The organism is Curtobacterium sp. MCBA15_001 (assembly GCF_001864835.1).
In the GTDB taxonomy this organism is placed as follows: Bacteria; Actinomycetota; Actinomycetes; order Actinomycetales; family Microbacteriaceae; genus Curtobacterium.
In genome coordinates this window covers 322,525-346,143 of sequence record NZ_MJGI01000023.1, presented here as the reverse complement: position 1 = coordinate 346,143, position 23,619 = coordinate 322,525, and the positions used below count along the sequence as shown (strand labels likewise).

General features: G+C 72.8%; 26 protein-coding genes. 8 read left to right on the top strand and 18 right to left on the bottom strand.

Going from position 1 to position 23,619, the window contains the following annotated elements; translation table 11 throughout:
• Window positions 1–47: 47 nt before the first annotated feature.
• Window positions 48–707 (top strand): MOSC domain-containing protein, encoded by a 660-nt coding sequence (locus tag BIU90_RS10955; protein ID WP_071300223.1) that lies wholly within the window; start codon window positions 48–50, stop codon window positions 705–707.
• Here the strand turns inward: BIU90_RS10955 and BIU90_RS10950 are convergent.
• The 5 genes from BIU90_RS10950 to BIU90_RS10930 form a co-directional block, all read right to left on the bottom strand.
• The gene (locus BIU90_RS10950) at window positions 691–1,440 is read right to left on the bottom strand and encodes an ASCH domain-containing protein (protein ID WP_083403888.1); all 750 of its coding nucleotides are present in this window, start codon (window positions 1,438–1,440) and stop codon (window positions 691–693) included. The two genes, BIU90_RS10955 and BIU90_RS10950, sit on opposite strands and share 17 nt — an antisense overlap.
• Before the next feature lie 73 nt (window positions 1,441–1,513).
• Window positions 1,514–1,897, bottom strand: coding sequence for an MmcQ/YjbR family DNA-binding protein (locus BIU90_RS10945; RefSeq protein ID WP_071300222.1), 384 nt, complete (start codon window positions 1,895–1,897; stop codon window positions 1,514–1,516).
• Between the two features lie 36 nt (window positions 1,898–1,933).
• Window positions 1,934–2,515 carry a serine O-acetyltransferase EpsC gene (epsC, locus tag BIU90_RS10940; protein WP_254787019.1) on the bottom strand — a complete coding sequence of 194 codons (582 nt, stop codon included), beginning with the start codon at window positions 2,513–2,515 and terminating at the stop codon, window positions 1,934–1,936.
• Window positions 2,512–3,450: a cysteine synthase A gene (gene cysK, locus BIU90_RS10935; protein ID WP_071300220.1), complete on the bottom strand. Its 939-nt coding sequence runs from the start codon at window positions 3,448–3,450 to the stop codon at window positions 2,512–2,514. The genes epsC and cysK overlap by 4 nt, the downstream gene beginning before the upstream one ends.
• A gap of 137 nt (window positions 3,451–3,587) precedes the next feature.
• On the bottom strand, window positions 3,588–4,499 hold the full coding sequence (locus tag BIU90_RS10930) for a YhcG family protein (protein WP_071300219.1): 912 nt from the start codon (window positions 4,497–4,499) through the stop codon (window positions 3,588–3,590).
• Here BIU90_RS10930 and BIU90_RS10925 point away from each other — a divergent pair.
• The gene (locus BIU90_RS10925; protein ID WP_071300218.1) at window positions 4,498–4,914 is read left to right on the top strand and encodes a DUF899 family protein; all 417 of its coding nucleotides are present in this window, start codon (window positions 4,498–4,500) and stop codon (window positions 4,912–4,914) included. The genes BIU90_RS10930 and BIU90_RS10925 overlap by 2 nt on opposite strands.
• Before the next feature lie 21 nt (window positions 4,915–4,935).
• On the opposite strand, the gene BIU90_RS10920 is transcribed toward BIU90_RS10925, so the two are convergent.
• Window positions 4,936–5,964 (bottom strand): dipeptidase, encoded by a 1,029-nt coding sequence (locus BIU90_RS10920; RefSeq protein WP_071300217.1) that lies wholly within the window; start codon window positions 5,962–5,964, stop codon window positions 4,936–4,938.
• Window positions 5,965–5,974: 10 nt separating this feature from the next.
• A complete protein-coding gene (locus BIU90_RS10915) occupies window positions 5,975–7,030 on the bottom strand; it encodes a YeiH family protein (RefSeq protein ID WP_254787018.1) in 1,056 nt (351 codons plus the stop codon).
• Between the two features lie 32 nt (window positions 7,031–7,062).
• On the opposite strand from BIU90_RS10915, the gene BIU90_RS10910 reads away from it, so the two are divergent.
• From BIU90_RS10910 to BIU90_RS10895, 4 genes are all read left to right on the top strand, one after another.
• Entirely contained in the window at window positions 7,063–7,515 is a 453-nt protein-coding gene (locus BIU90_RS10910; RefSeq protein WP_071300216.1) for an SRPBCC family protein, read from the top strand.
• A gap of 254 nt (window positions 7,516–7,769) precedes the next feature.
• Window positions 7,770–8,000 carry a hypothetical protein gene (locus BIU90_RS18350; RefSeq protein ID WP_071300215.1) on the top strand — a complete coding sequence of 77 codons (231 nt, stop codon included), beginning with the start codon at window positions 7,770–7,772 and terminating at the stop codon, window positions 7,998–8,000.
• 4 nt (window positions 8,001–8,004) lie between these two features.
• Window positions 8,005–8,658 carry a gamma subclass chorismate mutase AroQ gene (gene aroQ / locus BIU90_RS10900; protein ID WP_071300214.1) on the top strand — a complete coding sequence of 218 codons (654 nt, stop codon included), beginning with the start codon at window positions 8,005–8,007 and terminating at the stop codon, window positions 8,656–8,658.
• Window positions 8,659–8,769: 111 nt separating this feature from the next.
• On the top strand, window positions 8,770–9,375 hold the full coding sequence (locus BIU90_RS10895; RefSeq protein WP_139195233.1) for a TetR family transcriptional regulator: 606 nt from the start codon (window positions 8,770–8,772) through the stop codon (window positions 9,373–9,375).
• 45 nt (window positions 9,376–9,420) lie between these two features.
• Here BIU90_RS10895 and BIU90_RS10890 read toward each other — a convergent pair whose 3' ends face one another.
• From BIU90_RS10890 to BIU90_RS10855, 8 genes are all read right to left on the bottom strand, one after another.
• Window positions 9,421–10,254: a MurR/RpiR family transcriptional regulator gene (locus BIU90_RS10890; RefSeq protein ID WP_071300212.1), complete on the bottom strand. Its 834-nt coding sequence runs from the start codon at window positions 10,252–10,254 to the stop codon at window positions 9,421–9,423.
• Window positions 10,251–11,516: an allantoate amidohydrolase gene (locus tag BIU90_RS10885; protein WP_083403885.1), complete on the bottom strand. Its 1,266-nt coding sequence runs from the start codon at window positions 11,514–11,516 to the stop codon at window positions 10,251–10,253. Before BIU90_RS10885 ends, BIU90_RS10890 begins: the two co-directional genes overlap by 4 nt.
• Window positions 11,513–12,742: an alanine--glyoxylate aminotransferase family protein gene (locus BIU90_RS10880; protein WP_071300211.1), complete on the bottom strand. Its 1,230-nt coding sequence runs from the start codon at window positions 12,740–12,742 to the stop codon at window positions 11,513–11,515. The genes BIU90_RS10885 and BIU90_RS10880 overlap by 4 nt, the downstream gene beginning before the upstream one ends.
• Before the next feature lie 40 nt (window positions 12,743–12,782).
• Complete coding sequence (locus tag BIU90_RS10875; protein WP_083403884.1) at window positions 12,783–14,294, bottom strand: AtzH-like domain-containing protein; 1,512 nt, start codon at window positions 14,292–14,294, stop codon at window positions 12,783–12,785.
• Window positions 14,291–15,382, bottom strand: coding sequence for an acetamidase/formamidase family protein (locus BIU90_RS10870; protein ID WP_071300210.1), 1,092 nt, complete (start codon window positions 15,380–15,382; stop codon window positions 14,291–14,293). Before BIU90_RS10870 ends, BIU90_RS10875 begins: the two co-directional genes overlap by 4 nt.
• A complete protein-coding gene (gene allB, locus BIU90_RS10865; protein WP_071300209.1) occupies window positions 15,375–16,694 on the bottom strand; it encodes an allantoinase AllB in 1,320 nt (439 codons plus the stop codon). Before allB ends, BIU90_RS10870 begins: the two co-directional genes overlap by 8 nt.
• Window positions 16,691–17,428: an aspartate/glutamate racemase family protein gene (locus tag BIU90_RS10860; protein ID WP_071300208.1), complete on the bottom strand. Its 738-nt coding sequence runs from the start codon at window positions 17,426–17,428 to the stop codon at window positions 16,691–16,693. The genes allB and BIU90_RS10860 overlap by 4 nt, the downstream gene beginning before the upstream one ends.
• A gap of 152 nt (window positions 17,429–17,580) precedes the next feature.
• Window positions 17,581–19,140, bottom strand: coding sequence for an NCS1 family nucleobase:cation symporter-1 (locus BIU90_RS10855; protein ID WP_071300207.1), 1,560 nt, complete (start codon window positions 19,138–19,140; stop codon window positions 17,581–17,583).
• Between the two features lie 202 nt (window positions 19,141–19,342).
• On the opposite strand from BIU90_RS10855, the gene BIU90_RS10850 reads away from it, so the two are divergent.
• Entirely contained in the window at window positions 19,343–19,717 is a 375-nt protein-coding gene (locus BIU90_RS10850; protein WP_139195232.1) for a hypothetical protein, read from the top strand.
• 3 nt (window positions 19,718–19,720) lie between these two features.
• On the opposite strand, the gene BIU90_RS10845 is transcribed toward BIU90_RS10850, so the two are convergent.
• A complete protein-coding gene (locus BIU90_RS10845) occupies window positions 19,721–20,389 on the bottom strand; it encodes an HAD family hydrolase (RefSeq protein WP_071300375.1) in 669 nt (222 codons plus the stop codon).
• 169 nt (window positions 20,390–20,558) lie between these two features.
• Here BIU90_RS10845 and BIU90_RS10840 point away from each other — a divergent pair, with 169 nt between their 5' ends.
• The gene (locus tag BIU90_RS10840; RefSeq protein ID WP_071300205.1) at window positions 20,559–21,794 is read left to right on the top strand and encodes an ice-binding family protein; all 1,236 of its coding nucleotides are present in this window, start codon (window positions 20,559–20,561) and stop codon (window positions 21,792–21,794) included.
• A gap of 105 nt (window positions 21,795–21,899) precedes the next feature.
• On the opposite strand, the gene BIU90_RS10835 is transcribed toward BIU90_RS10840, so the two are convergent.
• Together BIU90_RS10835 and BIU90_RS10830 are read right to left on the bottom strand one after the other, a co-directional pair.
• Window positions 21,900–22,529 carry an RNA polymerase sigma factor gene (locus tag BIU90_RS10835; protein WP_083403882.1) on the bottom strand — a complete coding sequence of 210 codons (630 nt, stop codon included), beginning with the start codon at window positions 22,527–22,529 and terminating at the stop codon, window positions 21,900–21,902.
• A 116-nt stretch (window positions 22,530–22,645) separates the two neighbouring features.
• Complete coding sequence (locus tag BIU90_RS10830; protein WP_071300204.1) at window positions 22,646–23,512, bottom strand: SDR family oxidoreductase; 867 nt, start codon at window positions 23,510–23,512, stop codon at window positions 22,646–22,648.
• Between the last annotated feature and the right edge of the window lie 107 nt (window positions 23,513–23,619).

The following is a 23,619-nucleotide window of genomic DNA, read 5'->3' as shown; positions in this document are numbered from 1 at the left end:
GGAACTGTCAGGTTCCGCTCGCCGCCCCGGTGCGGCAGGCTGGGGACATGTCGCTCGTCACCGCCGTCTGCCGCGTCGACCGCCTGCTGCCCGACCGCGGCACGATCGGGGTCACCGCGATCGACAAGCGTCCCGTGGACGGCCCCGTCCGGGTCCGTCCGCTCGGGCTGCACGCCGACGTCCAGGCCGACCGCAAGCACCACGGCGGCGAGGACCAGGCCGTCTACGCCTACGCCGACGAGGACGCCGAGCACTTCGCCCGGCTGCTCGACCGTGCCGTCGCACCGGGGCTGTTCGGCGAGAACCTCCGGACGAGCGGCATCGGCGTCACCGGTGCCGTCACCGGGGAGCGCTGGCGCATCGGCGAGACGCTGCTGCTCGAGGTGACCGTCCCCCGGATCCCGTGCGGCACCTTCGCCCGGCGGATGGGCATCGACAAGTGGGTGAAGCGGTTCGCCGCCGAGGGACGCCCCGGTGCGTACCTGCGCGTCGTGAAGTCCGGTCCGGTCGCAGCCGGGGACCCGGTGGTCGTCGTCGACCGGCCGTCGCACGGGGTGACGATCGGCGAGCTCTTCGCCGGACTCGATCCGGCGCGCGCCCAGGCCCTGCTCGACGGGTCCGACGGCCGGACACCCGCGCCGAAGGTCCTGCGCGAGGTCACGAAGGCGCTCGGACGGACCGGGTCGGTCGTCACGGACGCACGCTGAACCGCGCTACGTCGACCTCGTCCTCGTCGCGCAGCTGCGGGTAGTGCCCGAGCAGGCCGGCCCGGAGGTCCGCGACCGTGCCGGCGTCCTCGTCCCGTGCGTCGTCCGCGTCGATGTCGGCGACGCGCTTGCGCACGACCGAGGTGACGAGCGCCGGTGTCGTGGTGAACCCCTCGGCACGCTCGTCCTCGAACACGAACGTCGTCGGCCCCGTGCCCTGCGGGTCGTCGTACCGGATCGTCGCGGTCTTCCGGCCGGCGAGCACGGCGTCGCGGTAGCGCCCGTTGAAGCGCACGACCCGCGGCGCCGGGGCGTCCGGCCACGCATAGGCCCGGGGCAGCAGGCTCCGCACCGGGACGGCCTCGGGCGCACCGTCCGCCTGCCCGGGGACGAGCACCAGGGCCTGCGGCTGCAGGTCGAGCAGCACCTGTCGGCACCGTCCGCACGGCGCGAGGACACCGCGGCCGCGGTCGCCCACCGCGACGATCGTCATCACCGGGTCGTCCGAGACCGCCCGGGCGGCACCGAGGACCGCGAGTTCGGCGCAGGGACCGCCGGTGAAGTGGAAGACGTTCGTCGCGACGTGCACGCGTCCGGAGAGGTCGATCGCCGCGGCGGCGACGGTGTGGGTGGTGTCGTCGGTGCGGGCGGCGTGGTCGTGCGGGGCGTCGTCGAGTCGGGCTGCGATCTCGGTCGCTGCGTCGAGGACCATCGCGTCGGTGCGCCAGAGCATGAGTCCACCCTGCCACGCCGCTGCGCGGAGCCGGAGCCGGAGGCGGGCGCGGTCGCGGACGCCGGCGCCGCCCTCAGCCCGCGTCGCGCCCGCGCGTCGGGTCGAGCGGTCGCTTCGCTCGGGGCAGCCCGGCGACGACGAGGTCGTACGCGTTCGCGACGAGGTCCTCGACCAGGGTCTCGTCGATGCCGTCCCCTGGCGACAGCGTGATCCAGTGCCGCTTGTTCATGTGCCACCCCGGGGTGACCTCGGCGAGGTCGCGGACCAGCGCGGCGCCGTGCGGAGGCGCGCACTTCAGGTTGACGATCGGCACACCGCGCAGCTCCGACGTCATCACGAACATCTTGCCGACGACCTTGTAGACGAAGGCGCCCTCGCCGAAGGGCTGGGTCTCCTCGACCGCCGGCAGGCCGAGCGCCGTGCGGACCGCGACCTCGTGCAGTGCGACACCGTCCATCGCACCAGCATGCCGGACACCGCAGACGGCGGCCGGTCAGAGCGTCGGGACGCCCTCGCCGCCGGAGCGCGGCCGGGGGGTCCCGGCGACACCGGTCACCACCGAGCCGGCGGGGACGTCCTTCGTCACGACGGTGTTCGCCCCGACGACCGAGTCCGCGCCGACGGTGATCGCGCCGATCAGCGACGACCCCGCCCCGAGCACGACGCGGTCACCCACGGTCGGGTGCCGTTTCGCCCCCGGTCCGTGCGCTCCCCCGCGGCCGCCGAGGGTCACGCCGTGGAACACCAGGACGTCGTCCCCGACGACGGCGGTCTCACCGATGACGACGCCCATGCCGTGGTCGATGAAGAACCGGCGTCCGATCCGTGCACCGGGGTGGATCTCGATGCCGGTCAGCGCCCGGGCGGTCTGCGCCACGACCCGCGCGGCGAAGCGGGAGCCGGGCAGGTCCCGCGCGACCCACAGCCGGTGTGCCAGGCGGTACGCCCAGATCGCGTGCAGGCCCGAGTACACCACCGCGTTCTCCAGGTCCCCACGTGCGGCGGGGTCGCCACGGCGTGCGGCGGCCAGGTCCTCGCGGACGGTGCGCAGCACGCCTGGTCGGCGAGGGGTCACGCAGTGAGTCCCTCGAACAGCATGGTCGACAGGTAGCGCTCGCCGGTGTCGCAGACGATCGCGACGATGCGCTTGCCCGCGTTCTCCGGGCGGGCGGCGATGACCAGGGCCGCGTGGATGATCGCACCCGACGAGATGCCCGACAGGATGCCCTCCTGCGTGCCGAGGTCACGGGCGACCCGCAGCGCGTCGTCGAGCTCGACGTCGAAGACCTCGTCGATGACCGAGCGGTCGAGGACCTCGGGCACGAAGTTGGCACCGATGCCCTGGATCTTGTGGGGGCCGGCCGTGCCCTTCGTCAGCAGCGGCGAATCGGCCGGCTCGACCGCGACGATCTGCACGCCGGGCACGCGCTCCTTGAGGACCTGGCCGACGCCGGTGATCGTGCCGCCGGTGCCGACGCCCGCGACGAACACGTCGACGTGCTCCTCGGTGTCGCGGAGGATCTCCTCGGCCGTCGTCCGGCGGTGGATGGCGGCGTTCGCGGCGGTCTCGAACTGGTGGGCGAGGATCGCACCCGGCGTCTCGTCGACGATCGCTGCGGCCTTGGCGACGGCACCCTTCATGCCCTCGGAGCCGGGCGTCAGCACGACCTCGGCGCCGTACGCACGGATGAGTGCCCGACGCTCGACGCTCATCGTCTCGGGCATCGTGATGACGACCCGGTACCCGCGGGCCGCGCCGACCAGGGCCAGGGCGATGCCGGTGTTGCCCGACGACCCCTCGACGATGGTGCCGCCCTGCTGCAGCTCGCCGGACTCCTCGGCCGCGTCGACGATCGCGACGCCGAGACGGTCCTTGACGCTGGCGCCCGGGTTGTAGAACTCGAGCTTGGCCAGGACCTCTGCGCCGCCTGCGGCGGGCAGTCGGTTCAGCCGCACGAGGGGCGTGTTGCCGAAGGCCTGCGAGATGTTGTCGTAGATGGTGCCGGTCATCGGTTCCGTCCTCACGTCGGTGCCGCGCGGTCCGTCCTGGAGGCGCGGGTGCGGTTGCGATCCTAGCCATCGGATCCGACGTGGCCCTGTCCGTGACGCGGGCGGCCCACCGGGGCCGCGCCGGGCCTCCTGGCCGATCAGCCGGGCGCTCCCTCCAGCGCGCGCCGCAGGTCGGCCTCCGACGGCAGTGCGCGCTGCAACTCGGGCGGGAGCAGGTCGTAGCTCGCGACTCCCACGGGCGCGCTCGACGTCCCGAGTGCATACCGGACGACCGCCTCGTCCTTGCCGGTGACGAGCAGCAGCCCGACGGTCTCGGCGTGGACCGGGAGCCGCATCGTGTCGTCGACGACGGCGACGGAGAAGGAGAGCTGGCCCAGGTGCTCCGGGCGGAACTCCCCGCGCTTGAGTTCCACGACGACGTAGCGGAGCTGCTCCACGTGGAAGAAGAGCAGATCGACGAAGAAGTCGTTCCCGTTGACGTCGAGGTGCACCTGGCGGCCGACGAAGGCGAAGCCGGTGCCCAGCTCGCGGAGGGTGTCCGCGATCCGGTCGACCATCGCCCGCTCGAGTGCGCGTTCGCCGCGGTCGTCATCCACCGCGAGGAAGTCGAGGACGTACGGGTCACGGGTGAGTTCCTGCGCCAGGGCTGCACTGTCCGGTTCGAGCAGACGCCCGAAGTTGGTGGGTTGCGTCCCACTTCGTTCGAGTGCATTCGTCCGGAGGTTGTGGACGAGGACATGCCGAGACCAGCCGTGGTCGACGGCCGCTCGGATGTAGCGCTCGCGTCGGGTCGCGTCTTCGACCGGCAACAGCGTCCGGAGATGACCCCAGGGCAATTGGTCCACACCTCGTGGACCTAATGAGGTTTCGTCAGGCCAAGCCGCAGCCAGTTGGCGCATGTACTTCAGGTTGGTCGCGGAGAACCCCTTCACTTCCGGGAAGGACCGCCGGAGGTCGTCCGCCAGGCGCGTCAGGACACCACTTCCCCAACGGCTGCGCTCCGACCGGTACAGGAGCACTGAACCGATCGTCCAGTACAGGTGGATCATGTACGCCCCGTCGTGGGACGAGGCGTGCCCGGCGTGCACCTGGGGCGTCGACAACCTGCCCGCGGACATGAGCCGGCTCGACGACGAGGGCATCGCGTTCGCGATGGTGTCCGAAGCGCCGACCGAGCAGCTCCAGTCCTGGCGGCGGGCGCGCGGATGGCCGCACACGTGGGTGTCCTCGGGTGGGACGAGCTACCACGACGACTGGGGGTGGACGCAGCCGGAAGGGCCGGTGCCCGGGTACTCGTACTACCTGCTGCGCGACGGGGTGCCGTACCTGACGTACTCCACGACGGCCCGCGGCACCGAGGCGATCTCGCCGGTCGCGCAGATCATGGACCGGACGGCCTACGGTCGGCAGCAGGAGTGGGAGGACAGCCCGGACGGCTGGCCACAGTTCCCGACGTACGGCTGACCGCCGGTCCGCGCGCGGGCGCTACCGCACGAACGCCGTGCCGGCGAAGCGCGCGTCGGTGGCCTCGAGCACGCGGAGGACGTTGCCGCTGGCCAGCGCCTCGAGGTCGGACGCACCCCAGCCCCGCCGCTCGAGCTCCGCGGCCAGGACCGGGTACCGCGAGACGTCGCGCAGGTCCGGCGGCAGCACCGGAGTGCCGTCGTAGTCCCCGCCGAGGCCGATGTGCGCGGCACCGGCGACGTCCCGCGCGTGCTCGACGTGGTCGGCGACGTCGGACACCGTGACCAGCGGGCCCTGGCCGACCGAGCCCGCGTCCTCCCAGTCGGCCCATGCACGCGAGACGAACTTCGGGACGAACGTGATCATCACGACGCCGCCGTTGTCGGCCAGGCGGGCGAGCACGTCGTCGGGGACGTTCCGCGGGTGGTCGTTCACGGCGACGGTCGACGAGTGGCTGAAGACCACCGGCTGCGTGGCCACGTCGAGCGTGTCGCGCATGGTGTCCGGTGCGGTGTGGGACAGGTCGACGAGCATGCCGATGCGCTCCATCTCGGCCACGACCTGCCGGCCGCGGTCGGTCAGCCCGCCGTGCGCGCGGGCACCGGTCGCCGAGTCGGCCCACGGGGTGTCGTCGTTGTGCGTCAGCGTCATGTAGCGCACGCCGAGCCGGGCGAGGTCGCGGAGCACGGCGAGGTCGTCACCGATGGAGTGACCGCCCTCGGCGCCCAGCAGTGACGCGATCCGACCGGACGCGACGGCCGACCGGACCTCGCCGGCGGTGCGGGCGAGCGCGAGGTCGTCCGGGTACCGCTCGATGATCCGGTGTGCCAGGTCGACCTGCTGCAACGTGGTCCGGACGGGGTCGGGATCGTCGGCGGGCACGAACACCGACCAGAACTGCCCGACGACACCGCCGGTGCGCAGCTTCGGCAGGTCGGTGTGCAGCGAGTCCTGCTCGGAGTCGATGCCCTCGACGCCGGAGTCGTGCGACTCGCGGCGCTCCCAGGGCAGGTCGTTGTGGCCGTCGATCACCGGGAACGGAGCAGTCATGCCCCCGACGCTACAGCGCCCCGGTCAGTGCCATCAGGCCCAGGCTCGAGCCGGTCACGACGAGCCACAGCACGAGTCCGAGCACCAACGGTCGGAACCCGGCGCGGCGGAACCCGGCGACGTCGGTGGACAGCCCGATCGCGCTCAGTGCGACGGTGATCAGGAACGCGGCGACGGTCGAGATGGCGGGGTGCACGGGCCCGGGGAGGACGCCGGTGGAGTTGACGGCAGCAGCGATGACGAACCCGATGAGGAACCAGGGCACGAGCTTCACGATCCGGCGCAGGGTCCACGGGGGCCGCTCGGCTGCCGGGACGCCGTCGTCCGCAGCCGCGAGTCGCGCTGCCGCCTGCTCACGCCGCCCGACCAGCCACGCCAGGCCGAGCACGATCGGGATGATCATGAGCGTGCGGACGAGCTTGACCACGACCGCGAAGTTCGCGGCCTGCGTACCGTAGGTGCTCGCCGCTGCGACGACCGAGGACGTGTCGTTCACGGCGGTGCCGGCGAACAGGCCGAACGCGTGCTGGCTCATGCCCAGTGCGTGCCCGACCACGGGGAAGACGATCACGGCGGCGACGTTGAACAGGAAGATCGTGGACACGGCGTACGCGACCTCGACCGACACGGCGCCGATCACGGGTGTGACCGCGGCGATCGCGGATGCGCCGCAGATGCCCGTCCCGACCCCGATCAGGGTGCGCAGGTTGCCGACGACGCCGAGCAGCCGCCCGACGCCCCACGCCGCGAGCAGGCAGAGGACGAGTGTGCCGAGCATCACCGGCAGCGACTCGACGCCGACGCGAGCGACCTCGAGCAGGGACAGCTGGGCGCCGAGCAGCACCACCGCGAGCTGGAGCACGAACTTGCTCGCGGTCGTGATGCCGGGCTTCAGGGCGGCGGCCGGGCGACGGATCATCCCGATGACGGCGCCGAGCACCACGCCGCTGACCGGCGCGCCGACGACCGGCAGCAACCGACCGATGACCGTGGCGACCACGGCGATGCCGGTGGCGAGCGCGAGACCGGGGGCGAGCCTCCTGGCCGTTTCCATCGTCGATGACACGCGACCATCCTGCCCTGCGCCAGGATGACCACATGACCGTGTCGTTCCGCGTCGTGACCGAACTCGACGTGCCGCCGGAGCGCGCGTGCGCGATCTCGCTGGACATCGGTGCGCACGAGACGTCGATGGCCGACAGTGGCGAGCGTGCCGTGGCCGGCACGACGTCCGGCACCATCGGGCTCGGCGAGTCCGTCACGTGGCGCGCGCGACACCTCGGGATCGTGTGGCAGATGACGTCACGGATCACCGCGTTGGAGGCTCCGAACCGGTTCGTCGACGAACAGGTACGTGGGCCGTTCGCCCGGTTCCGGCACGAGCACCGGTTCGAGCCGTCGGCTCGTGGCACGCGGATGGTGGACGAGATCACGTTCCGCGCGCCGCTCGGCCCGCTCGGGCGGGTGGCCGAGGTGCTCGTCCTGGCGCGGTACGTGCCGCACCTGATCCGGGTCCGGAACGCCTCGCTCGCGGAGCAGTTGCGCGCCTAGGACGCGGGCTCCGCGCTGAGCGCACCTTCAGCGCGGTGCGGTGTCGTCGCGCTGTACCGTCTTGCTCGTCAGACGATCGTCTGACGAAGGACAGGCGGAGTGATGACGACGACCGATCCCGATCAGCAGCGACCACCCGGGCAGGCCACCGGGGAGCCCCACATCGAGGTGTTCACCGGAATGCGGAGCGGCGACCGCATCCGTGTGCGGTGCACCTGCACGCGCGGGCAGGACCACGAGTCGGGCCCGCGCCGATGACCACGCACCGCGTGACGACGATCTACCCGGGCCTCGACGTCCCCGTCGTCGAGGACTGTGACTGCCCGCAGGACGTCGACCACGTCGAGGTCTACCCGACCTGGTCGGAGCTGTTCGTCATGCCGGTCACTCGCGTGGCGCGCCGACTCCGTGGACGTCCCGCCCCGCCCGACCACCACGACCACCACGACCACCACGACCACCACGACCACCAGGAAGGCAGCTGACCCCATGCACCTCGACCGCCGGACTCCCCCGCCCGCCAGCGCCGCGCGGCACACGACGCTCGCCGCCACCGCGCTCGCTGCCCTCACCGTCGCCGCGATCGCCGCCGGCGCCCTGGTCGCCGGACCCGTCCCGGCAGCAGCGGCCGTCGCCACGCCCGGACCGCGCCCGGCCGCGACCGCGGCACAGCGACTCTCAGCCCTCGGCGACCTGATCACCGAACGGCTCCGGCTCGCTGGCCCCGTCGCCGAGTACAAGTGGCTGCACGGCTCGCCGATCGCCGACCCGGCCCGCGAGCAGGCGGTGATCGACGAGGTCACCGCCGCCGCGCAGCGCAAGGGGATCGACCCCACGCAGGTGGCCGCCGTGATCCGGTCGCAGATCGCGGCCAGCAAGCTCGTGCAGCGCGGCCTGTTCACGCGGTGGACGCACGACCCGTGGGACGCCCCGACCACGGCGCCCGACATCGCGACCCTCCGGCAGCAGATCACGGACATCGACGACGCGATGGTCGACGCGATCGGCACCACCGTCGACGTGTCCGTCGATCCTGGCTGTGCGCACGACGTGGTGTCCGAACGACAGCGCAGCGAGCGACGCCTGGACGCCCTGTCGCGCAAGGGCCTGCACCTGGCCTGGTCCGGGTTCTGCCGCACCTGACCCGTCAGCCGGGCCGGGGCCACGGACCGGGCCTGGGCTCGGGCTCGGACCCGGGCCGGCGCCTCCTAGGATCGTGCCGAGGCCCATTCCGGCCGGGAACGACGAGGCAGCGTGAACCAACGGCAGACAGCGATGGCGGCGTCGCGAGCGGCGATCGTGCAGGCAGCGGGCGCCACGTTCGCCGTCCACGGGTACGAGGGCGCCAGCTTCTCGCGCGTGGCCGAGGCGATGGGCAGACCCAAGTCGGCCGTCGGGTACCACCTGTTCCCGTCGAAGCTCGCGCTCGCCGTCGCCGTCATCGAACGCCAGCAGGAACGGTGGGCCGAGACCGAGGCAGCGCTCACGGAGCCGGCCGGCGTGGAACGGCTCACGGCGATGCTGCTCGCGACGAGCCTGGCGACACGCACCGACCCCCTGGCAGCCGGGGCGGTCCGGCTCCTGCACGAGCTGCTGCACTCCGAGTCCGAGGTGCCACGCGGGTTCGTGTGGGCCACGTTCGTCCGAGCACAGCTCGAGGCCGCGGCCGCGCGTGCGGGGCTGTCCGCGGACGCCGTCCCGCCGGGAGCCGAACACCTGCTGCTCGAGGCCACGTTCGGTCTGGTGACGACGGGGCGCCGCGACGACGACCAGGAACTCGCGACACGGCTACGCACCCTGTGGACCGCACTGCTGTCCTCGTTCGGCCTGCCGGACGCCGCCGCACGCGTCGTCCACTGAACACCGCCCACCGCGTCAGCGGCCGCTGCGCACCGGGGCGCCGCGTCAGGAGTCGGCGAGCTCGCCGAGCGCGTCGTACGCCGCCGCGACGGCGTCGACACGGGCCCGGCCGGCCGGCCCTGCCGCCGCGTAGACGTCGTTCGCGATCGCGGCGACCACGGCGAACACCGCCGCGAGGGAGTCGAACGCGGACGGTGAGTCCACCGGGCAGAGGATCGTCGTCGTGGCCGGCGCAGCGATCACGGCAGCCGTCGGGTCCCCGAGCACCACGACGTCGGCCCCGGATGCGACGCAGCGCCGCACGAGCCGGTCGATGCCCGCCGCGTGGCGTCGGACCGTGACCACCACGACCAGGTCCCGCCGGTCGAGGTCCGCCACTTCCTCACCGAGGCGCTGCCCCGGCGCCGGGCCGACCCGGACGTCTGGTCGCACCTGGGCGAGCTGGGCCCGGAGCTGCAGCGCGATCGGGTGGGCGCCGCGTTCACCGAACACGAGCACCCGGCGGGCGCGCATGATCCGGCGGGCCAGCCGGGGTCGCTCGGCGCGGGCGAGGGACGCGAAGGCCGCGTCGAGGTTGCGGGCCTCGACCGCCCGCTGGTCGACATGGGCGGCGTCCTCGGCGGCCCAGGGCAGACCGCTGCCCCGTGCCGACATGAGTTCCTGCCGGACCGCTGCAGCGTCCTGGAACCCGAGGGAGCGGACGAGACGGGAGACGGTGGCCTTCGAGGTGCCCGACTCGGCGGCGAGCTGCGCCGAGGTCCCGAGCAGGAGCAGCTCCGGGTCGTGCCGGACCATGGCGGCCACCCGGCGTTCCGCGGGCGAGAGACGTTCCCAGACGGTGTCGATGCGGGCGCGGACGTCCGGCTGCGCGTCGGTCATGCGTCGGCTCCGGCGAGGTGCAGCACCGCGGCCACGAGGGCGTCGAGTCCGCGGGCGATGTCGTCCTCGGACACGAACTCGTCGGGGTGGTGGCTGATGCCGTCCGGGTTCCGGAGGAACAGCATCCCGACCTCGGTCACGAGCCCGAGCGACATCGCGTCGTGCCCGGCGCGGGAGAACAGCTCGAGCGGCTCCGGTTCGCCGGTCGCGACGATGCCGGCACGCACGGCGCCCATGAGCCGCGGTGCGCAGAACACCGCCGGCGCCCGGTGCACCTCGGTCGGCTCGACGCTCACGCCCCGCCGTTCCCCGATCAGCGCGAACGCCTTCGTGATCTCGTCCCACACCTGGTCGCGGCCCTCGTCGAACTCGCCGCGCAGGTCGACCGAGAACCGCGCGAGCCCGGGCACGACGTTCACGGCTCCGGGTTCGACGGTCATCGTGCCGACGGTGCCGACGTGCTGCGACGCCCGGCAGATGCGCTCCACGGCGAGGGCGGCCTCGGCAGCTGCCAGCAGCGCGTCGTGTCGGCGGTCGTACGGCGTCCCGCCGGCGTGTCGGGCCTCGCCGACGGCCTCGACCGCGAACCGACGGGCGCTCGCGATGCTCGTGACGACCCCGAGTGCCTGGCCGGCCTCGTCGAGGCACGGGCCCTGCTCGATGTGCGCCTCGAGGTAGCCGACGAGCCGCGACGGGTCGACGGCGGCGTCACCCACGCGGGCCGGGTCGAGTCCGAACGCCGTGAACGCGTCGCGCAACGAGGTGCCGTCGGCATCGGTCAGGTCCCACCAGGCGTCGTCCCAGACCCCGGCGACCGCGGAGGACCCGAGGAGCGCCTTGCCGAAGCGGGTGCCCTCTTCGTCGGAGAACGCGATCACCTGGATGCCGAACGGCAGGGCCTCGTGTTCGTTCCGCAGGCGGGCGACCGCGGCGATCCCCAGCAGCACACCGACGATGCCGTCGTACCGGCCGGCGTCGACGACGGTGTCGAGGTGCGAGCCGATCAGCAGTACGGGGGCATCGGCCGTCGCACCGGCGATGCTGCCGTGCAGGTTGCCGGCGGCGTCCTGCCACGTGGTCATGCCGGCGTCCTGCATCCAGCGCGCGACGATCGTGTTCACCCGGGCGTGCTCGGGCGAGAGGTAGACGCGGGTGATCCTGCCCGGGGTCTCGGTGACCGCCGCGAGTTCCGCGCACCACTCGACGATCGTCGCCGCCGTCGGCTCGACGCTCGGCTCGACGCCCGGCACGACGCCCGTCACGACGCCACCACGCCGGCGCCCGCGTACACGTCGAGGGCGGCGTCCACGCCCGCGCCCTGCGGCACGGCGAACCCCCCGCGACGGAGCGTCTGTTCGAGCGCGGCGAGCGTGGTCACGACGGTGTCCTTGCGGGCGTTGAGTCCCATGGTCCCGATCCGCCACACCTTCCCGTGCAACGGTCCGAACGAGGTCCCGATCTCGATGCCGTGGTCCTCGAGCATCGCGGCGCGCACGGCGTCGCCCTGGACCTGGGACGGGATCGTGACGGCGACGACGTTGTGCATCTTGTGCGCGACGTCGCCGAAGACCTGCAGCCCGAGTGCCTGCACGCCGGTCAGCATCGCGCGTCCAGCGAGCTCGTGCCGGGCCACCGCGGCGTCGCGCCCTTCCTCGAGGAGGATGCGGGCGCACTCGTTCGCCGCGTAGAGCATCGAGGCCGCCTCGGTGTGGTGGTTCAGGCGGCGCGGGCCCCAGTAGTCCAGGATCATCGCCAGGTCCAGGTAGTTCGACCGGATCGGCTCGTCGGCGACGGCGTCGCCGGGTTCACGGATGCCGGCCTCGACACTGCGCCGCCCGTCGAGGACCGCGACCGCCCGCGGCGAGAGGGTCACCGGGGCGCTGCCGGACGGTCCCCCGAGGCACTTCTGCAGGCCGACGCTGACCGCATCGATGCCCCAGTCGTCCACCTCGAGGGGGTTGCCGCCGATCGTCGCCGTGGCGTCCGTGTAGAACAGCACGCCGTGTCGCTCGCAGATCGCGCCGAGCTCGTCGAGCGGCTGGTTCATCGTCGTCGAGGTGTCGCCCTGGACGATCGCCAGCACCTTCGGCTTCGTCCGTACGATCGCCTCCTCGATCGCGGACGTCGGGAAGACCTGCCCCCAGGCCGTCTCGATCGGGTGGACCTCGGCGCCCGCTCGTCCGGCGATCTCGGCGAGCAGGTGTCCGAAGCGCCCGAACACCGGCACGAGGACGCGGTCCCCCGGCGCCAGCAGTGACACGAGCACGGCCTCGATGCCGGCGCGGGAGGTGCCGTCGACGAGCACGGTGGCGTCGTTGGTCGTGCCGAACACCTGCCGGTACAGCGTCTGGGTGTCGTTCATCGCGGACGTCATCCACGGGTCGTACTGACCGACGAGCGGCGTCGACAGGGCACGCAGCACACGCGGGTCGGCGTTGATCGGCCCCGGCCCCATCAGGAGTCGTGCGGGCGGGTTCACTGGCAGCATCGGTACCTCCGTTTCAATAATCAGGCTATCGGAACCGTTGTTACGAAAGTGTTGCGGCGGCCGTCGCGAGTTGACGGTCGGAACCGGCCGGACCGACGAGGCAGACACCGACAGGCGCACCATCGACCACCATGCACGGCGCGCTGACCGCCGGCAGCCCGCCGATCCCCGCCACCGCCGTCATCCGGAGCGTCGCGACCCGGGTGGTGAGCACCGTTGCCGCGGTGGCGGTCCGCAACGGGGCCGGGCCCGGCACGGTCGGGAGGCACAGCACACCGCCGCCGATCGCCGCGCGCACTGCGGTCCGCAGCTGCTCGAGCCGCTGTCGCGCCCGCGCTTCGTCCTGCGTCGTGACCCCGGCCGCTGCAGTGAACCGCGCGGCGACGTCCGCGCCGAGTGCACCGGGGTGCGCCGTGATCCACGGTCCGTGGTTGTGCCAGGCCTCGGCTGCCTGCACGATCCGGAGCGTCTCCGCGAGGTCGTCGAGGGCCGGCAGGTCGATCCGGCGGACGGGCCGCCCGGTCCCGGCGAGCCAGTCCCGGAAGGCGGACGCCGTCGCCGGTGCAGCGGCGTCGAGCAGGGCCTCGCACACCAGGAGCACGTCGTCGTCCACGTCGACGCTCGGTCCGGGGACGGCGACGTCCGCCGCTGCCGCGAGCACCTCCGCCGACCGCGCGAGCCACCCCACGGTGTCGAAGGACTGCGCCAGCGGCAGGAGCCCGTCGCGCGGGACGCTGCCGTGGGTCGTGCGGAGGCCCCAGAGTCCCTGGTGGCTGGCCGGCACGCGGAGACTCCCCGCGGTGTCCGTGCCGAGCGCCAGGTCCGCCTGCCCGAGCGCGACCGCGGAGGCCGGACCGGACGTGGACCCGCCGCTGATCCTGGTCGGGTCGGCGCCGTTGGGCGGTGCTCCGAAGTGGGCGTTCCGACCCGCGAGTGCGTAGGCGAACTCGTCCGTCCGAGCGATCCCCGTCACGTCGGCACCCGCGTCGAGGAGCGTCTGGACCGCCGAGGCCGTCACGGTCGACACCGGTGCCGATCGTTCCCACGTCGGGTTGCCGGCGCCGACGACGTGCCCGCGGATCGCGAACAGGTCCTTCACCGCGACGCGAACCCCGGCGAGCGGACCGTCCTCGGCGCCCCGGACCACTGGGTCTCCGACGACGCGCCACACCGACCGGTCGAACGCCTTCGGACGCCCGGTGACGTGTGCGGTCCGGATGCGCCAGGTCTCGCCGGTGCGACACCAGAGCTGGGTCTGCAGGCCGCGGCCGCCCCCGTCGAACGACGACTCCCCCACCACGAGCACGGCGTCGTCGGTGAGCTGCTGGACGTCGACGGTCGCGATGGACCGGCGCGCGACACCACCCCGACCGGAGCGGAACGCACTGATGGCGTCGTGGCCGCGGAGCACGCCGGAGTCGTCGCCGCGCAGGGTCGCTCCGCCGGGTTCGAACAGGGCGTCGAGCACGGCGGTGTCGTCGCGCATCAGGGCGTCCTCGTACGCGGTGAACGCCTGCTCGAGTCCGTCGGGCCACGCCCCGTGCACGATCATGCGCCGACCGCCGCGAAGTCGCGCTTGCGGATGGTGGCGTGGGCGCCGCAGACCAGGTCGACGACCTGCGAGATGCGGAAGTCGGTCGCCGCGCTGAGGTACGCGTAGGCGATGTGCTCGTCGACACCCCACCGCGCCCGCAGCAGCGCGATCGCGGCGCGGACGCACCGGCGGACGGCTTCGTCGAGGTCCTCGTGCATCCCGGTCGGCACCAGGTGCTCGGTGGTCTCCGCGATCGGTCCGACCATCGCGCCGAACCGACGGAGCGCCTCGGCCTGCGGGACGACGTCCAGCCGGACCGCGAGCCGGAGTGATGCCTCCATCGCGGTGAGCGCGACCTCGCCGTCGCCCTGCGCGAAGTGCGGGTCACCGACGTACACGCCCGCTCCCGGGACGAACACGGGCAGGTGCAGCGTCGACCCGGCCGTCAGCAGGGCGATGTCGACGTTGCCGCCGTGCGGTCCGGGCGGGACCGAGTGCGCCCGCTCGGCCGAGTCCGGCGTGACCCCGACGATGCCGGGGAACGGGTGCAACGGGAACGTGATCGTGCGCGGGCCGCCCTGGACGACCGGGAGCCGACCGTGGTCGACTCCGTCGCGGGACACGACGTCCGCGAAGACGGACACCGGTTCTGCGGAGCGGGGCAGCTCCCCGGGCAGGGCACCGCGACCGTGTCGGTTCGAGATCACCCCGTACGGCACCCGTGGCGTCGCCTGCAGGATCGTCACGGACACGACGTCGCCCGGCTCGGCCCCGTGGACGGCGATCGGCCGCGACACCACGTGCGGGCCGTCCGCCGGGTCCCGGGTCATGGTCCGCGCGATGTCCACGGCGTCGGTCAGCACGTCGGACGGATCGATGCCGTGGCTGCCGAAGAACGCGACCGGGTCCTGGCCCTGGTCGGGCAGGATCCCCTCGTGCGACACGGTGTCGATCGTCACGACCGTGCCCGACGCGACTGTCAGTGCCGGCGCGTCGGTGCGGGAGGGCAGACGCCCCCAGAGCACGTCGTCCGGCGTCGCGCCCAGTCGTGCGTGAGCCAGTCGTGCGTCAGCCCGTCGTGCGTCGACCCCTCGTGCGTCAGGCACGGTCCACCAGCTCCCCGGCCGTCGACGATGCCGTGACCGGCTCGCCACGCAGCCACGTCTCGGTGACCCGACCCGAGAGCTCGAGACCGGCGAACGCCGAGACGGGGTTGCGGTGCGCCAACCCGGTCACGTCGACGACCTCGGTCGGGGACGGGTCGAACACGGCGAAGTGCCCGAGGGCGCCCGGAGCGATGCGCCCGCGGTCGGTGGACCCGGCGAGCGCCGCCGGCCCGGTCGTGAACCACGGCACGACGTCGTCGAGCCCGAGGCCACGGCGGGATGCCTCGGTCCACACGGCACGGAACCCGACCTGCAGCCCGGCGATGCCGCCCCACGCGAGCCCCCAGTCCTCGACCTTGAGGTCGGCGGTCGAGGGCGAGTGGTCGGACACCACCATGTCGATCGTGCCGTCCAGGAGCCCCTGCCACAGCGCGTCGCGGTTGGCGTCGTCGCGGATGGGCGGGCAGCACTTGAACGCGGTGGCACCGTCCGGGATCGTCTCCGCCTGGAACACCAGGTAGTGCGGGCAGGTCTCGACGGTGATCCGCACGCCGTCGTCCTTCGCGCGACGGATCATCGGCAGCGCTCCGGCGTCGGACAGGTGCAGGACGTGGACACGGGCCCCGGTGGCCCGCGCGCCCTCGATCACCTGCGCGATCGCGGACTGCTCGGCGGTGGCCGGACGGGTCGCCAGGAAGTCGTCGTACCGGGCACCCAGGGCATCGTGCGCGACGAGGTGGTCGGGGTCCTCGGCGTGCACGATGAGCAGGGCGTCGATCGCGGCGACCTCCGAGATCGCGCGGCGGAGCTGGGACGGGTCGAGGTGCGGGAACTCGTCGACGCCCGACGGTGCGGTGAAGCACTTGAAGCCGAAGACGCCGTGCTCGTGCAGCGCATCGAGCGACCCGAGGGCGTCCGGCACGGCCCCGCCCCAGAACCCCACGTCGACGGCGATCCGCCCCGCGGCGCTGGCACGCTTGACGGCCAGCGCATCGACGGTCGTGGTGGCCGGGATCGAGTTGAGCGGCATGTCGATGATCGTGGTGACCCCGCCGAGCGCCGCCGCCCGGGTGGCGGACGCGAAGCCCTCCCACTCGGTGCGCCCGGGCTCGTTGACGTGCACGTGCGTGTCGACGAGTCCGGGCAGCAGCACGTGCCCGTCCGGGATGCGGTGGTCCGGCACGCCGTCGACCACGGCGTCGACGGGGAGGACCTCGGTGATCCGACCGCCGCGGACCACGACCGCGGCGGGACCGGACGACTCCCCCACCCACGCCTGCTGCGCACGGAGGACCACGGATCCCGCGCTCATGCCGCGACCCGTCCGAACGGCGCGAGCAGGCCGGTCAGCTGCTTGGGCGGCGGTGGCGAGTACTCCCCGTGCTTGCCCGTCGTGAGCCCGAGCCGGACCAGCGACTCCGCGAGGACGGTGGCGGCGGACACCCCGTCGACGACCGGCGCGCCGATCGCCCGCGAGACGTCGGCGCAGAAGTCCGCCATGCCCGCGCAGCCGAGGACGACGGCGTCCGCGCCGCCGGCGATGACCGTGCGGCACTCGTCGATGACGAGCGCTCGGGCACCGGACGCGGGATCGTCGAGTTCGAGCACCGGGACCTCGCACGCGCGGATCTCGGTCACGAGCGGAGCGAACCCGTACCGCTCGGCGAGCTCGTGCGCGCGCCCCGTCGTCCGCGCCAGCGTGGTGACGACGCCGAAGCGTCTGCCGAGCATCGCAGCCGCGTGGAACCCCGCTTCGGCGATGCCGACCACCGGTCCGGCCGCCAGTTCACGCGCGGCATCGAGCCCGGGGTCCCCGAAGCAGGCGACGACGTACGCGTCGACCCCGTCACGCTCCCCCAGGGCGATCTGCTCGAGGAGCCCCGGGACCGCGAGCGCTTCCTCGTAGTGGCTCTCGATCGAGGCCGGTCCCATCGTCGGGTTGACCGCCTGGATCGTGGTGCCCGGGCCGGCGACGGCTGCCGCGGCGGCGCCGATCGTCTCGGTCATGGCGGCGGTGGTGTTGGGGTTGACGACGCGGATGCGCATCGGGGTCCTTCCGGTGGTGCGAGTGGAGCGGTGGAACTGATGGACGTGACCATCGTGGCGGCGGTGCGTCGAGCCTCCCGGCGGTCCTGCCGGACTGTGGACGGCCGGACGCCGCGGCCCGTGTGTGGAGGACGGGCCGCGACGTGACGGTCTCAGGCGCGACCGACCGCCGCGCCGTCGTCGACCGACGGGTCGGATGCGTCCAGCACCGGCATGCTCGGTCGGACGCGCTCGAGGGCCCAGAACACCACCAACCCGAGGCCGCAACCGATGAACCAGCTGTAGTTGCCCAGGCCCGGCAGGACCCCGAGGGCGGCGGGCAGGACGGCGCTGGCGACCGAGACCAGTCCGGCCGCGACGAGCGTCCAGATGGCGTTCGGGTTGAAGCCGCCGCGGTACCAGTACCGCGCGCCGGTGTCCTTCGTGTACATGTCGTCCACGGCGACGCGCTGCTTCGCGACCAGGTAGTAGCCCGCGATGAGGATGCCGAACAGCGGGCCGATCAGCGCGCCCAGGATGCCGAGCGTGTACAGGATCGCCTGGTCGTTGCCGTACCAGTTCCAGGGCGTCAGCAGCACGGACCCGACGGCGGCGATCATGCCGCCCGTGCGCCAGCTGATCTTCCGCGGCGCCACGTTCGAGAAGTCGAACGCCGGGCTGATGAAGTTCGCGACGATGTTGATGCCGACCGTCGCGGTGACGAAGGTCAGGCCGCCGAGCAGGATCGCGAACGGGGCGTCGATCGCCTGGACGGTCTGGATCGGGTCGGTGATGAGCTTGCCGAACACCGGGACCGTCGCGCTGGCGCACAGCACGGTGAGGATCGAGAAGAACAGGAAGTTGACCGGCAGGCCCCACAGGTTGCCCCGCTTGACCGCCTGGAAGGACTTGCCGTACCGCGAGAAGTCACCGAAGTTGAGCATCGGACCGGAGAAGTAGCTGACGACGATCGCGACCGCGGACAGCATCACCGGGATCGACGCCCCGAAGGACATCGGCTCGCCCTCGGACAGGTTCAGCGAGATGTTGCCGATGCCGGCCTTCGCGACCAGGTACACGGCGAGCGCGATCATCACGACGTACACCGCCGGGCCCGCCCAGTCGATGAACTTCTTGATCGCCTCCATGCCCATGGAGAACAGCGCTGCCTGCGCCACCCAGAGGATCGCGTAGGAGATCCAGCCGAGGGCCGACAGCCCGAGGAACGCGTGGTCGAGCAGCCCCGCGGACGCCGGGATGAACTTGAGGAAGATGATGTTGAGCGACTGCGCCGCCAGGAACGTCTGCACGCCGTACCAGGCCATCGCGATCAGCCCGCGGATGATCGCGGGGACGTTCGCCCCGAGGACCCCGAACACCGCGCGGTTGATGACGGGGTAGGGGACGCCGGTGCGCTGCGAGGGCTTCGCGACGAGGTTCGCGAACACCTGGACGACCAGGATGCCGACCACCAGGGCGACGAGCACCTGCCAGCTCGCGATGCCGAGGGCGAAGAGGGACCCGGCGGTCACGTAGCCGCCGACGGAGTGCACGTCCGACATCCAGAACGCGAAGATGTTGTAGCTCGTCCAGGTCTGCCGGCGGAGCGGGGCGAGGTCCTCGTTGGTGAGGGCCGGGTCGTAGCCCGGCTTGACGACGCCGGCGCCGGCGAGGGCGTCGGACGTGCGGGGGGCGTGGGGCGCTGCGACAGGGGTCGCGATCTGGGTGGCCATGGCGTCCTCCGATGGGAGTGGGATCGACAGTCGGTGCCTGCCTGGTCAGAAACCTAGGGATCCCGTTCGCCCCGACCGTTTCCCCCATGTAACGGCTGTGTGTCATACCGCCCGTTCTGAAACGCGCGTTCCAGCGATCCGATCTGGAGGCCCGGTGCCGGCCCGCCTCGCCGGTCCAGCCTCCCTGTCCTACGCTCAGGCCATGACCCGAGGCACCCTGCTGGCCGTCGTCGCCGGATCGGTCGCGATGGCTCTCGTCGCCGTCGCCGCCGTCGTGTGGGCGGTCGGATCGACGTTCGGTCTGTTCCAGCCGCAGGTCCAGGTGACGGTGGTCAACGACGAGGCAGAGACCGTCGACCTGACGTGCCTCTGGGACAACCGGGACGGCCTGCGACCGGGCCAGCGCGTGGTCATGCCCGTCTCCCGCGGCAGCACCGAGGACTGCGCCGTCGACGGACACGACGGCACGTACTTCGGGTGTCTGGTCCTGGACGCCCGCGGCGCCATGTCGACTGACCACGAGATGCTGCTCTCCACCGCCCGGCTGGTCCCCGACGAGACGAAGTGCTCGATCTGACAGTCAGGTCGCCAGAGCCTCCCGGACCGCTTCGCGTAGACCGACGCGCGGCCGGTCGACCGCCGCAGCGCGCATCCCGGCCGCCCGCGCCCCGGCGACGTCCTTCGCGGCGTCGTCGCCGACGAACACGCAGGCGTTCGCCGTCACGTCCAACGCGGCGAGCAGCAAACCGAACGCCCTCGGGTCGGGCTTCGCGACACCGATCTCCTCGGACACGCAGACCGCGTCGAACGCGGCGTCGAGGCCCGTCGCCGCGAGCTTGTCGCGCTGCTGCTCGCCGGCGCCGTTCGTCAGCAGACCGATGCGGTACCCCTCCCCGCGCAACTCGTCGAGCACCGGGATCGCGTCGGGGAACAGCGTCCACGCCTCGCGGTACGCCGCGAGGTACCGGCCGAACAGCGCGTCGAGGCCGCCGTCGTCCGGCGGCGGCTCGATGCCCAGCGGCGGCAGCACGGTCCGGAGTCGAGTGCGCCGCTGCTCGGCGAAGCTGACCCGGCCGGCCCGCCAGTGCTCGTACTGGGCGTCCTCGGCAGCCGTCCAGGCATCGAGGACGGCCGGTGTGACGTCCACGCCGAGCCCGGCGAGCAACCCGGTGGCACCGGCCCGGGACGCCGTGCGGTGGTCGAACAGGGTGCCGTCGAGGTCGAACCCGACCGCTGTGACCCTGTGCACCACGCCACCGTACTGCGCGGCCGTCGCTCGCGTCGTTGCACCGTGAAACCGCCAGTTCCCTGTGTTCCCACCGTTCTGCCTGCGGAGCGCGCACACTTCGCAGACCGGAGATCATGCGTACGTCGTCGATGTGCGCCCTGTGCCTCTCCCGCTCAGACAGGCGCCTCCCATGGCCACGTCCCGTTTCCTCCGCCCCACCGTGATCGCCCTCACCGGCATCGGGCTCGCAGCCTCCCTGGCGCTGATGACCACGTCGACGGCGTCCGCCGCGACCGTGATCGACGGGCCGGTGAACCTCGGGACCGCTGCGAGCTACGGCGTCCTGGGGGCCAGTGCGGTCACGAACACCGGCCCGTCCGTCATCAACGGCGACCTCGGGTTGTCCCCGGGGACGTCGATCACGGGCTTCGGTGGCGCGCCGGACGGCACGGTCAACGGCACCACGCACCAGACGGACGCCGCAGCGGCACAGGCACAGCGCGACACGACGACGGCCTACGACGTCGCCGCGTCGCTGTCCCCGACACAGACCGGCCTGACCGAGCTGAACGGGCTGTCGCTCTCCCCCGGCGTGTACTCCGGCGGCGCGTTGGCGTTGGCGAACAACGGTGCACTGACCCTGGCCGGCAGCGCGGACTCGGTCTGGGTGTTCCAGGCCGCGTCCACGCTGACGATCGGCTCCGCCAGCCGCATCACCATCACCGGCGGTGCGAGTTCCTGCAACGTGTTCTGGCAGGTCGGCAGCTCGGCCACGGTCGGCACCGGCGCGCAGTTCCAGGGCACGGTCCTGGCTCAGCAGTCCGTCACCGCCACCACCGGCGCCACCGTCGTCGGCCGGCTGCTCGCCCGCACCGGTGCCGTGACCCTCGACACGAACACGATCACCGCGTCGACCGGATGCCCCGCCCCGGGCACGCCCTCGGAGACGGTCGCGCCGACGATCACCTCCGGCACCCCGGCCGCAGCGACCGCCGGCACGCCGTACTCCGCCACCGTGACCGCGACGGGGACCCCGACCCCGACCTTCACCGCGACCGGGCTGCCCGCCGGCCTGACCATCGACAGCACCACCGGCGTCATCTCCGGGACCCCGACGACGCCCGGTGACTCGACCGTGACGATCACCGCGTCGAACGGCACCACCCCGGACGCCACGCAGACCGTGACGCTGACCGTCCAGCCCGGGGCCACCGCGACCCCGACGGCTCCGGCCACGACGCCGACCACCCCGGGCGCGACCACGACGCACACAGCCGTCCCGGTGCGGGGTGGGACCACCCCGACCGGGGAACTCGCCTTCACCGGCAGCGACCCGACGGTCCCGTTGGCCGTCGCCGGGCTCCTGCTCGCCGCGGGCATCGGCACCGCGGTCATCGCGAAGCGTCGTCGGACCCGCCGCATCTGAGGACCGCACCATGACGACGCCCCGACCATCCGGTGGTCGGGGCGTCGTCGTCGCGACGCGTGTCGCGCCTCCGGACCGGTCCTGCGCTGGTGAGTGACGCGACCGCTACCGCCAGGGCGCGAGCTCCCGCTCCACCGCCACACGCGCCCGCGCCAGCTGCCCACGGACGGTCGACACCGGCAGCCCGAGCGCAGCCGCGATGTCGTGGTAGCTCCGCCGCTCGAGGTGCCGCAGCTCCCAGCACCGCCGCTGCACGGGCGGCATGCCGTCGAGCACCCGCTGCGCGGCCGCCACCAGGGACAGCCGTTCCGCCACCGCGGCCGGAGCGCGCTCCGGCGCCGCGGGCAGGTGGTCGCCGAGTTCGGCCTGCCGCCGGACCGACGCGCTCCGCAGCCGGTCGTAGCTGCGCCGCCGCACCGTCGTCCGGAGCCAGCCCGCGATCGCGGCGCCGTCCTGCAGGCCGTCCAGGTGGTCCCAGGCCGCGATGAAGGTCTCCTGCACGACGTCGTCGGCGTCGCTGGAGCCGCCGAGGATGCCCAGTGCCGTGGCGCGCAGCATGTCGCGCGTCCGTCGCATGATCGTCGCGAAGGCCTCCGCGTCGCCGCCCGCGGCCCGGCCGACGAGCACACGGTCCTCGGCCCGCCGCTCCGTGACGGGATGCGGACCGGGACCGACGGGAGGCTCGGGTGACGTGGCAGGACGAGCCAGCGTCCGGGGCATGGTGACGACGGGCATGACGGGTTCCGATCCTCGGGTGGATGCGTGAGGGTGGTTCGGAAGGCCGTGTCAGTGCGGCGGGTCGGGCGTGGACCCCAGAGCGGGGGCAGAACAGGCAGGTCAGCCGAGCGTGCTCACAGCCCGAACCCGCCGTCCGATGTCAGGACCTGCCCGACGACCCAGCTCCCCGCCGAGGTCGCCAGCCACCCGATCAGCTCGGCCGGGTCCTGCGGCGTCCCGACGCGTCCGAACGGCGTGCTCGCGACGTACGCGTCCAGGTCCTCGAGCGACCGGTCGGTGGTCTCGGGGTCCATGTAGCCGGTGTTGACCGGGCCCGGGTTCACCGTGTTGAGGACGATCCCGAGCTCCAGCAGCTCGGCGGCGACGGTCGCGGTGACCCCGGCGAGCGCCGCCTTGCTCGCCGCGTAGGCGACCTCGCCGCGCATCGCCCCGTGGATCTGCCCCGAGGTCATCCAGAACACGTGGCCCTGCGGCTCGGCGTACGGGCCGGCGCCCGTGATCCGGTCCCCCGGTCGACGCGGCTCCTCGCTGACGGGAGCCCGGCGGCGCGCGAACTCCGCGGTGAGCAGCATCGTCGCGCGGGTGTTGACCTCCCAGAACGCGCTGAGCCGTTCCGGGGTCATGTCGAGGATGCTGCCGTCGTCGCCGCTCTTGGCGTGGTTGCAGACGAGGACGTCGACCGCGCCGGTCAGCGCCGCGGCTGCCGACAGCACCTCGGGCACGGTCGTGGGGTCCCGCAGGTCGGCCGAGACGTCGGCGAACCGTGCGCCCTCGGTCAGGTGGGCGCGGATGCCGTCGCGCACGGCGTCCAGGTCGTCGCCGCCCCACGGCAGGTCCAGGTCGTGCGGGCGGTGGTGGTGGATGACGACGTGCGCGCCGAGCGTGGCGAGCTTCGTCGCGACGGCGAACCCGATGCCGCGGCGCCGTGAGACGCCGGTGACCAGGGCGGTCTTGCCCTGCAGGGGAAGGTGTGCGGACATGGTGAACCTCTCGACGAGCGCCGGGATCGGCGCGCAGATGGTGGTCGGAGACGGTTCAGCGGCACTGCATGACGCCGACCCTACCCATGTCAGCGCAGCAGCGCGAC

Coding starts and splice junctions, on each gene's coding strand:
- BIU90_RS10860 (WP_071300208.1), bottom strand. CDS start 17,428: ATGCGCATCCGCGTCGTCAACCCCAACACCACCGCCGCCATGACCGAG.
- BIU90_RS10890 (WP_071300212.1), bottom strand. CDS start 10,254: ATGACCGACGCGCAGCCGGACGTCCGCGCCCGCATCGACACCGTCTGG.
- BIU90_RS10945 (WP_071300222.1), bottom strand. CDS start 1,897: ATGGACGGTGTCGCACTGCACGAGGTCGCGGTCCGCACGGCGCTCGGC.
- allB (WP_071300209.1), bottom strand. CDS start 16,694: ATGAGCGCGGGATCCGTGGTCCTCCGTGCGCAGCAGGCGTGGGTGGGG.
- BIU90_RS10910 (WP_071300216.1), top strand. CDS start 7,063: ATGACCGTGTCGTTCCGCGTCGTGACCGAACTCGACGTGCCGCCGGAG.
- BIU90_RS10850 (WP_139195232.1), top strand. CDS start 19,343: ATGACCCGAGGCACCCTGCTGGCCGTCGTCGCCGGATCGGTCGCGATG.
- BIU90_RS10855 (WP_071300207.1), bottom strand. CDS start 19,140: ATGGCCACCCAGATCGCGACCCCTGTCGCAGCGCCCCACGCCCCCCGC.
- BIU90_RS10835 (WP_083403882.1), bottom strand. CDS start 22,529: ATGCCCGTCGTCACCATGCCCCGGACGCTGGCTCGTCCTGCCACGTCA.
- aroQ (WP_071300214.1), top strand. CDS start 8,005: ATGCACCTCGACCGCCGGACTCCCCCGCCCGCCAGCGCCGCGCGGCAC.
- BIU90_RS10950 (WP_083403888.1), bottom strand. CDS start 1,440: ATGCTCTGGCGCACCGACGCGATGGTCCTCGACGCAGCGACCGAGATC.
- cysK (WP_071300220.1), bottom strand. CDS start 3,450: ATGACCGGCACCATCTACGACAACATCTCGCAGGCCTTCGGCAACACG.
- BIU90_RS10830 (WP_071300204.1), bottom strand. CDS start 23,512: ATGTCCGCACACCTTCCCCTGCAGGGCAAGACCGCCCTGGTCACCGGC.
- BIU90_RS10920 (WP_071300217.1), bottom strand. CDS start 5,964: ATGACTGCTCCGTTCCCGGTGATCGACGGCCACAACGACCTGCCCTGG.
- BIU90_RS10840 (WP_071300205.1), top strand. CDS start 20,559: ATGGCCACGTCCCGTTTCCTCCGCCCCACCGTGATCGCCCTCACCGGC.
- BIU90_RS10925 (WP_071300218.1), top strand. CDS start 4,498: ATGTACGCCCCGTCGTGGGACGAGGCGTGCCCGGCGTGCACCTGGGGC.
- BIU90_RS10875 (WP_083403884.1), bottom strand. CDS start 14,294: ATGATCGTGCACGGGGCGTGGCCCGACGGACTCGAGCAGGCGTTCACC.
- BIU90_RS18350 (WP_071300215.1), top strand. CDS start 7,770: ATGACCACGCACCGCGTGACGACGATCTACCCGGGCCTCGACGTCCCC.
- BIU90_RS10955 (WP_071300223.1), top strand. CDS start 48: ATGTCGCTCGTCACCGCCGTCTGCCGCGTCGACCGCCTGCTGCCCGAC.
- BIU90_RS10880 (WP_071300211.1), bottom strand. CDS start 12,742: ATGCTGCCAGTGAACCCGCCCGCACGACTCCTGATGGGGCCGGGGCCG.
- BIU90_RS10930 (WP_071300219.1), bottom strand. CDS start 4,499: ATGATCCACCTGTACTGGACGATCGGTTCAGTGCTCCTGTACCGGTCG.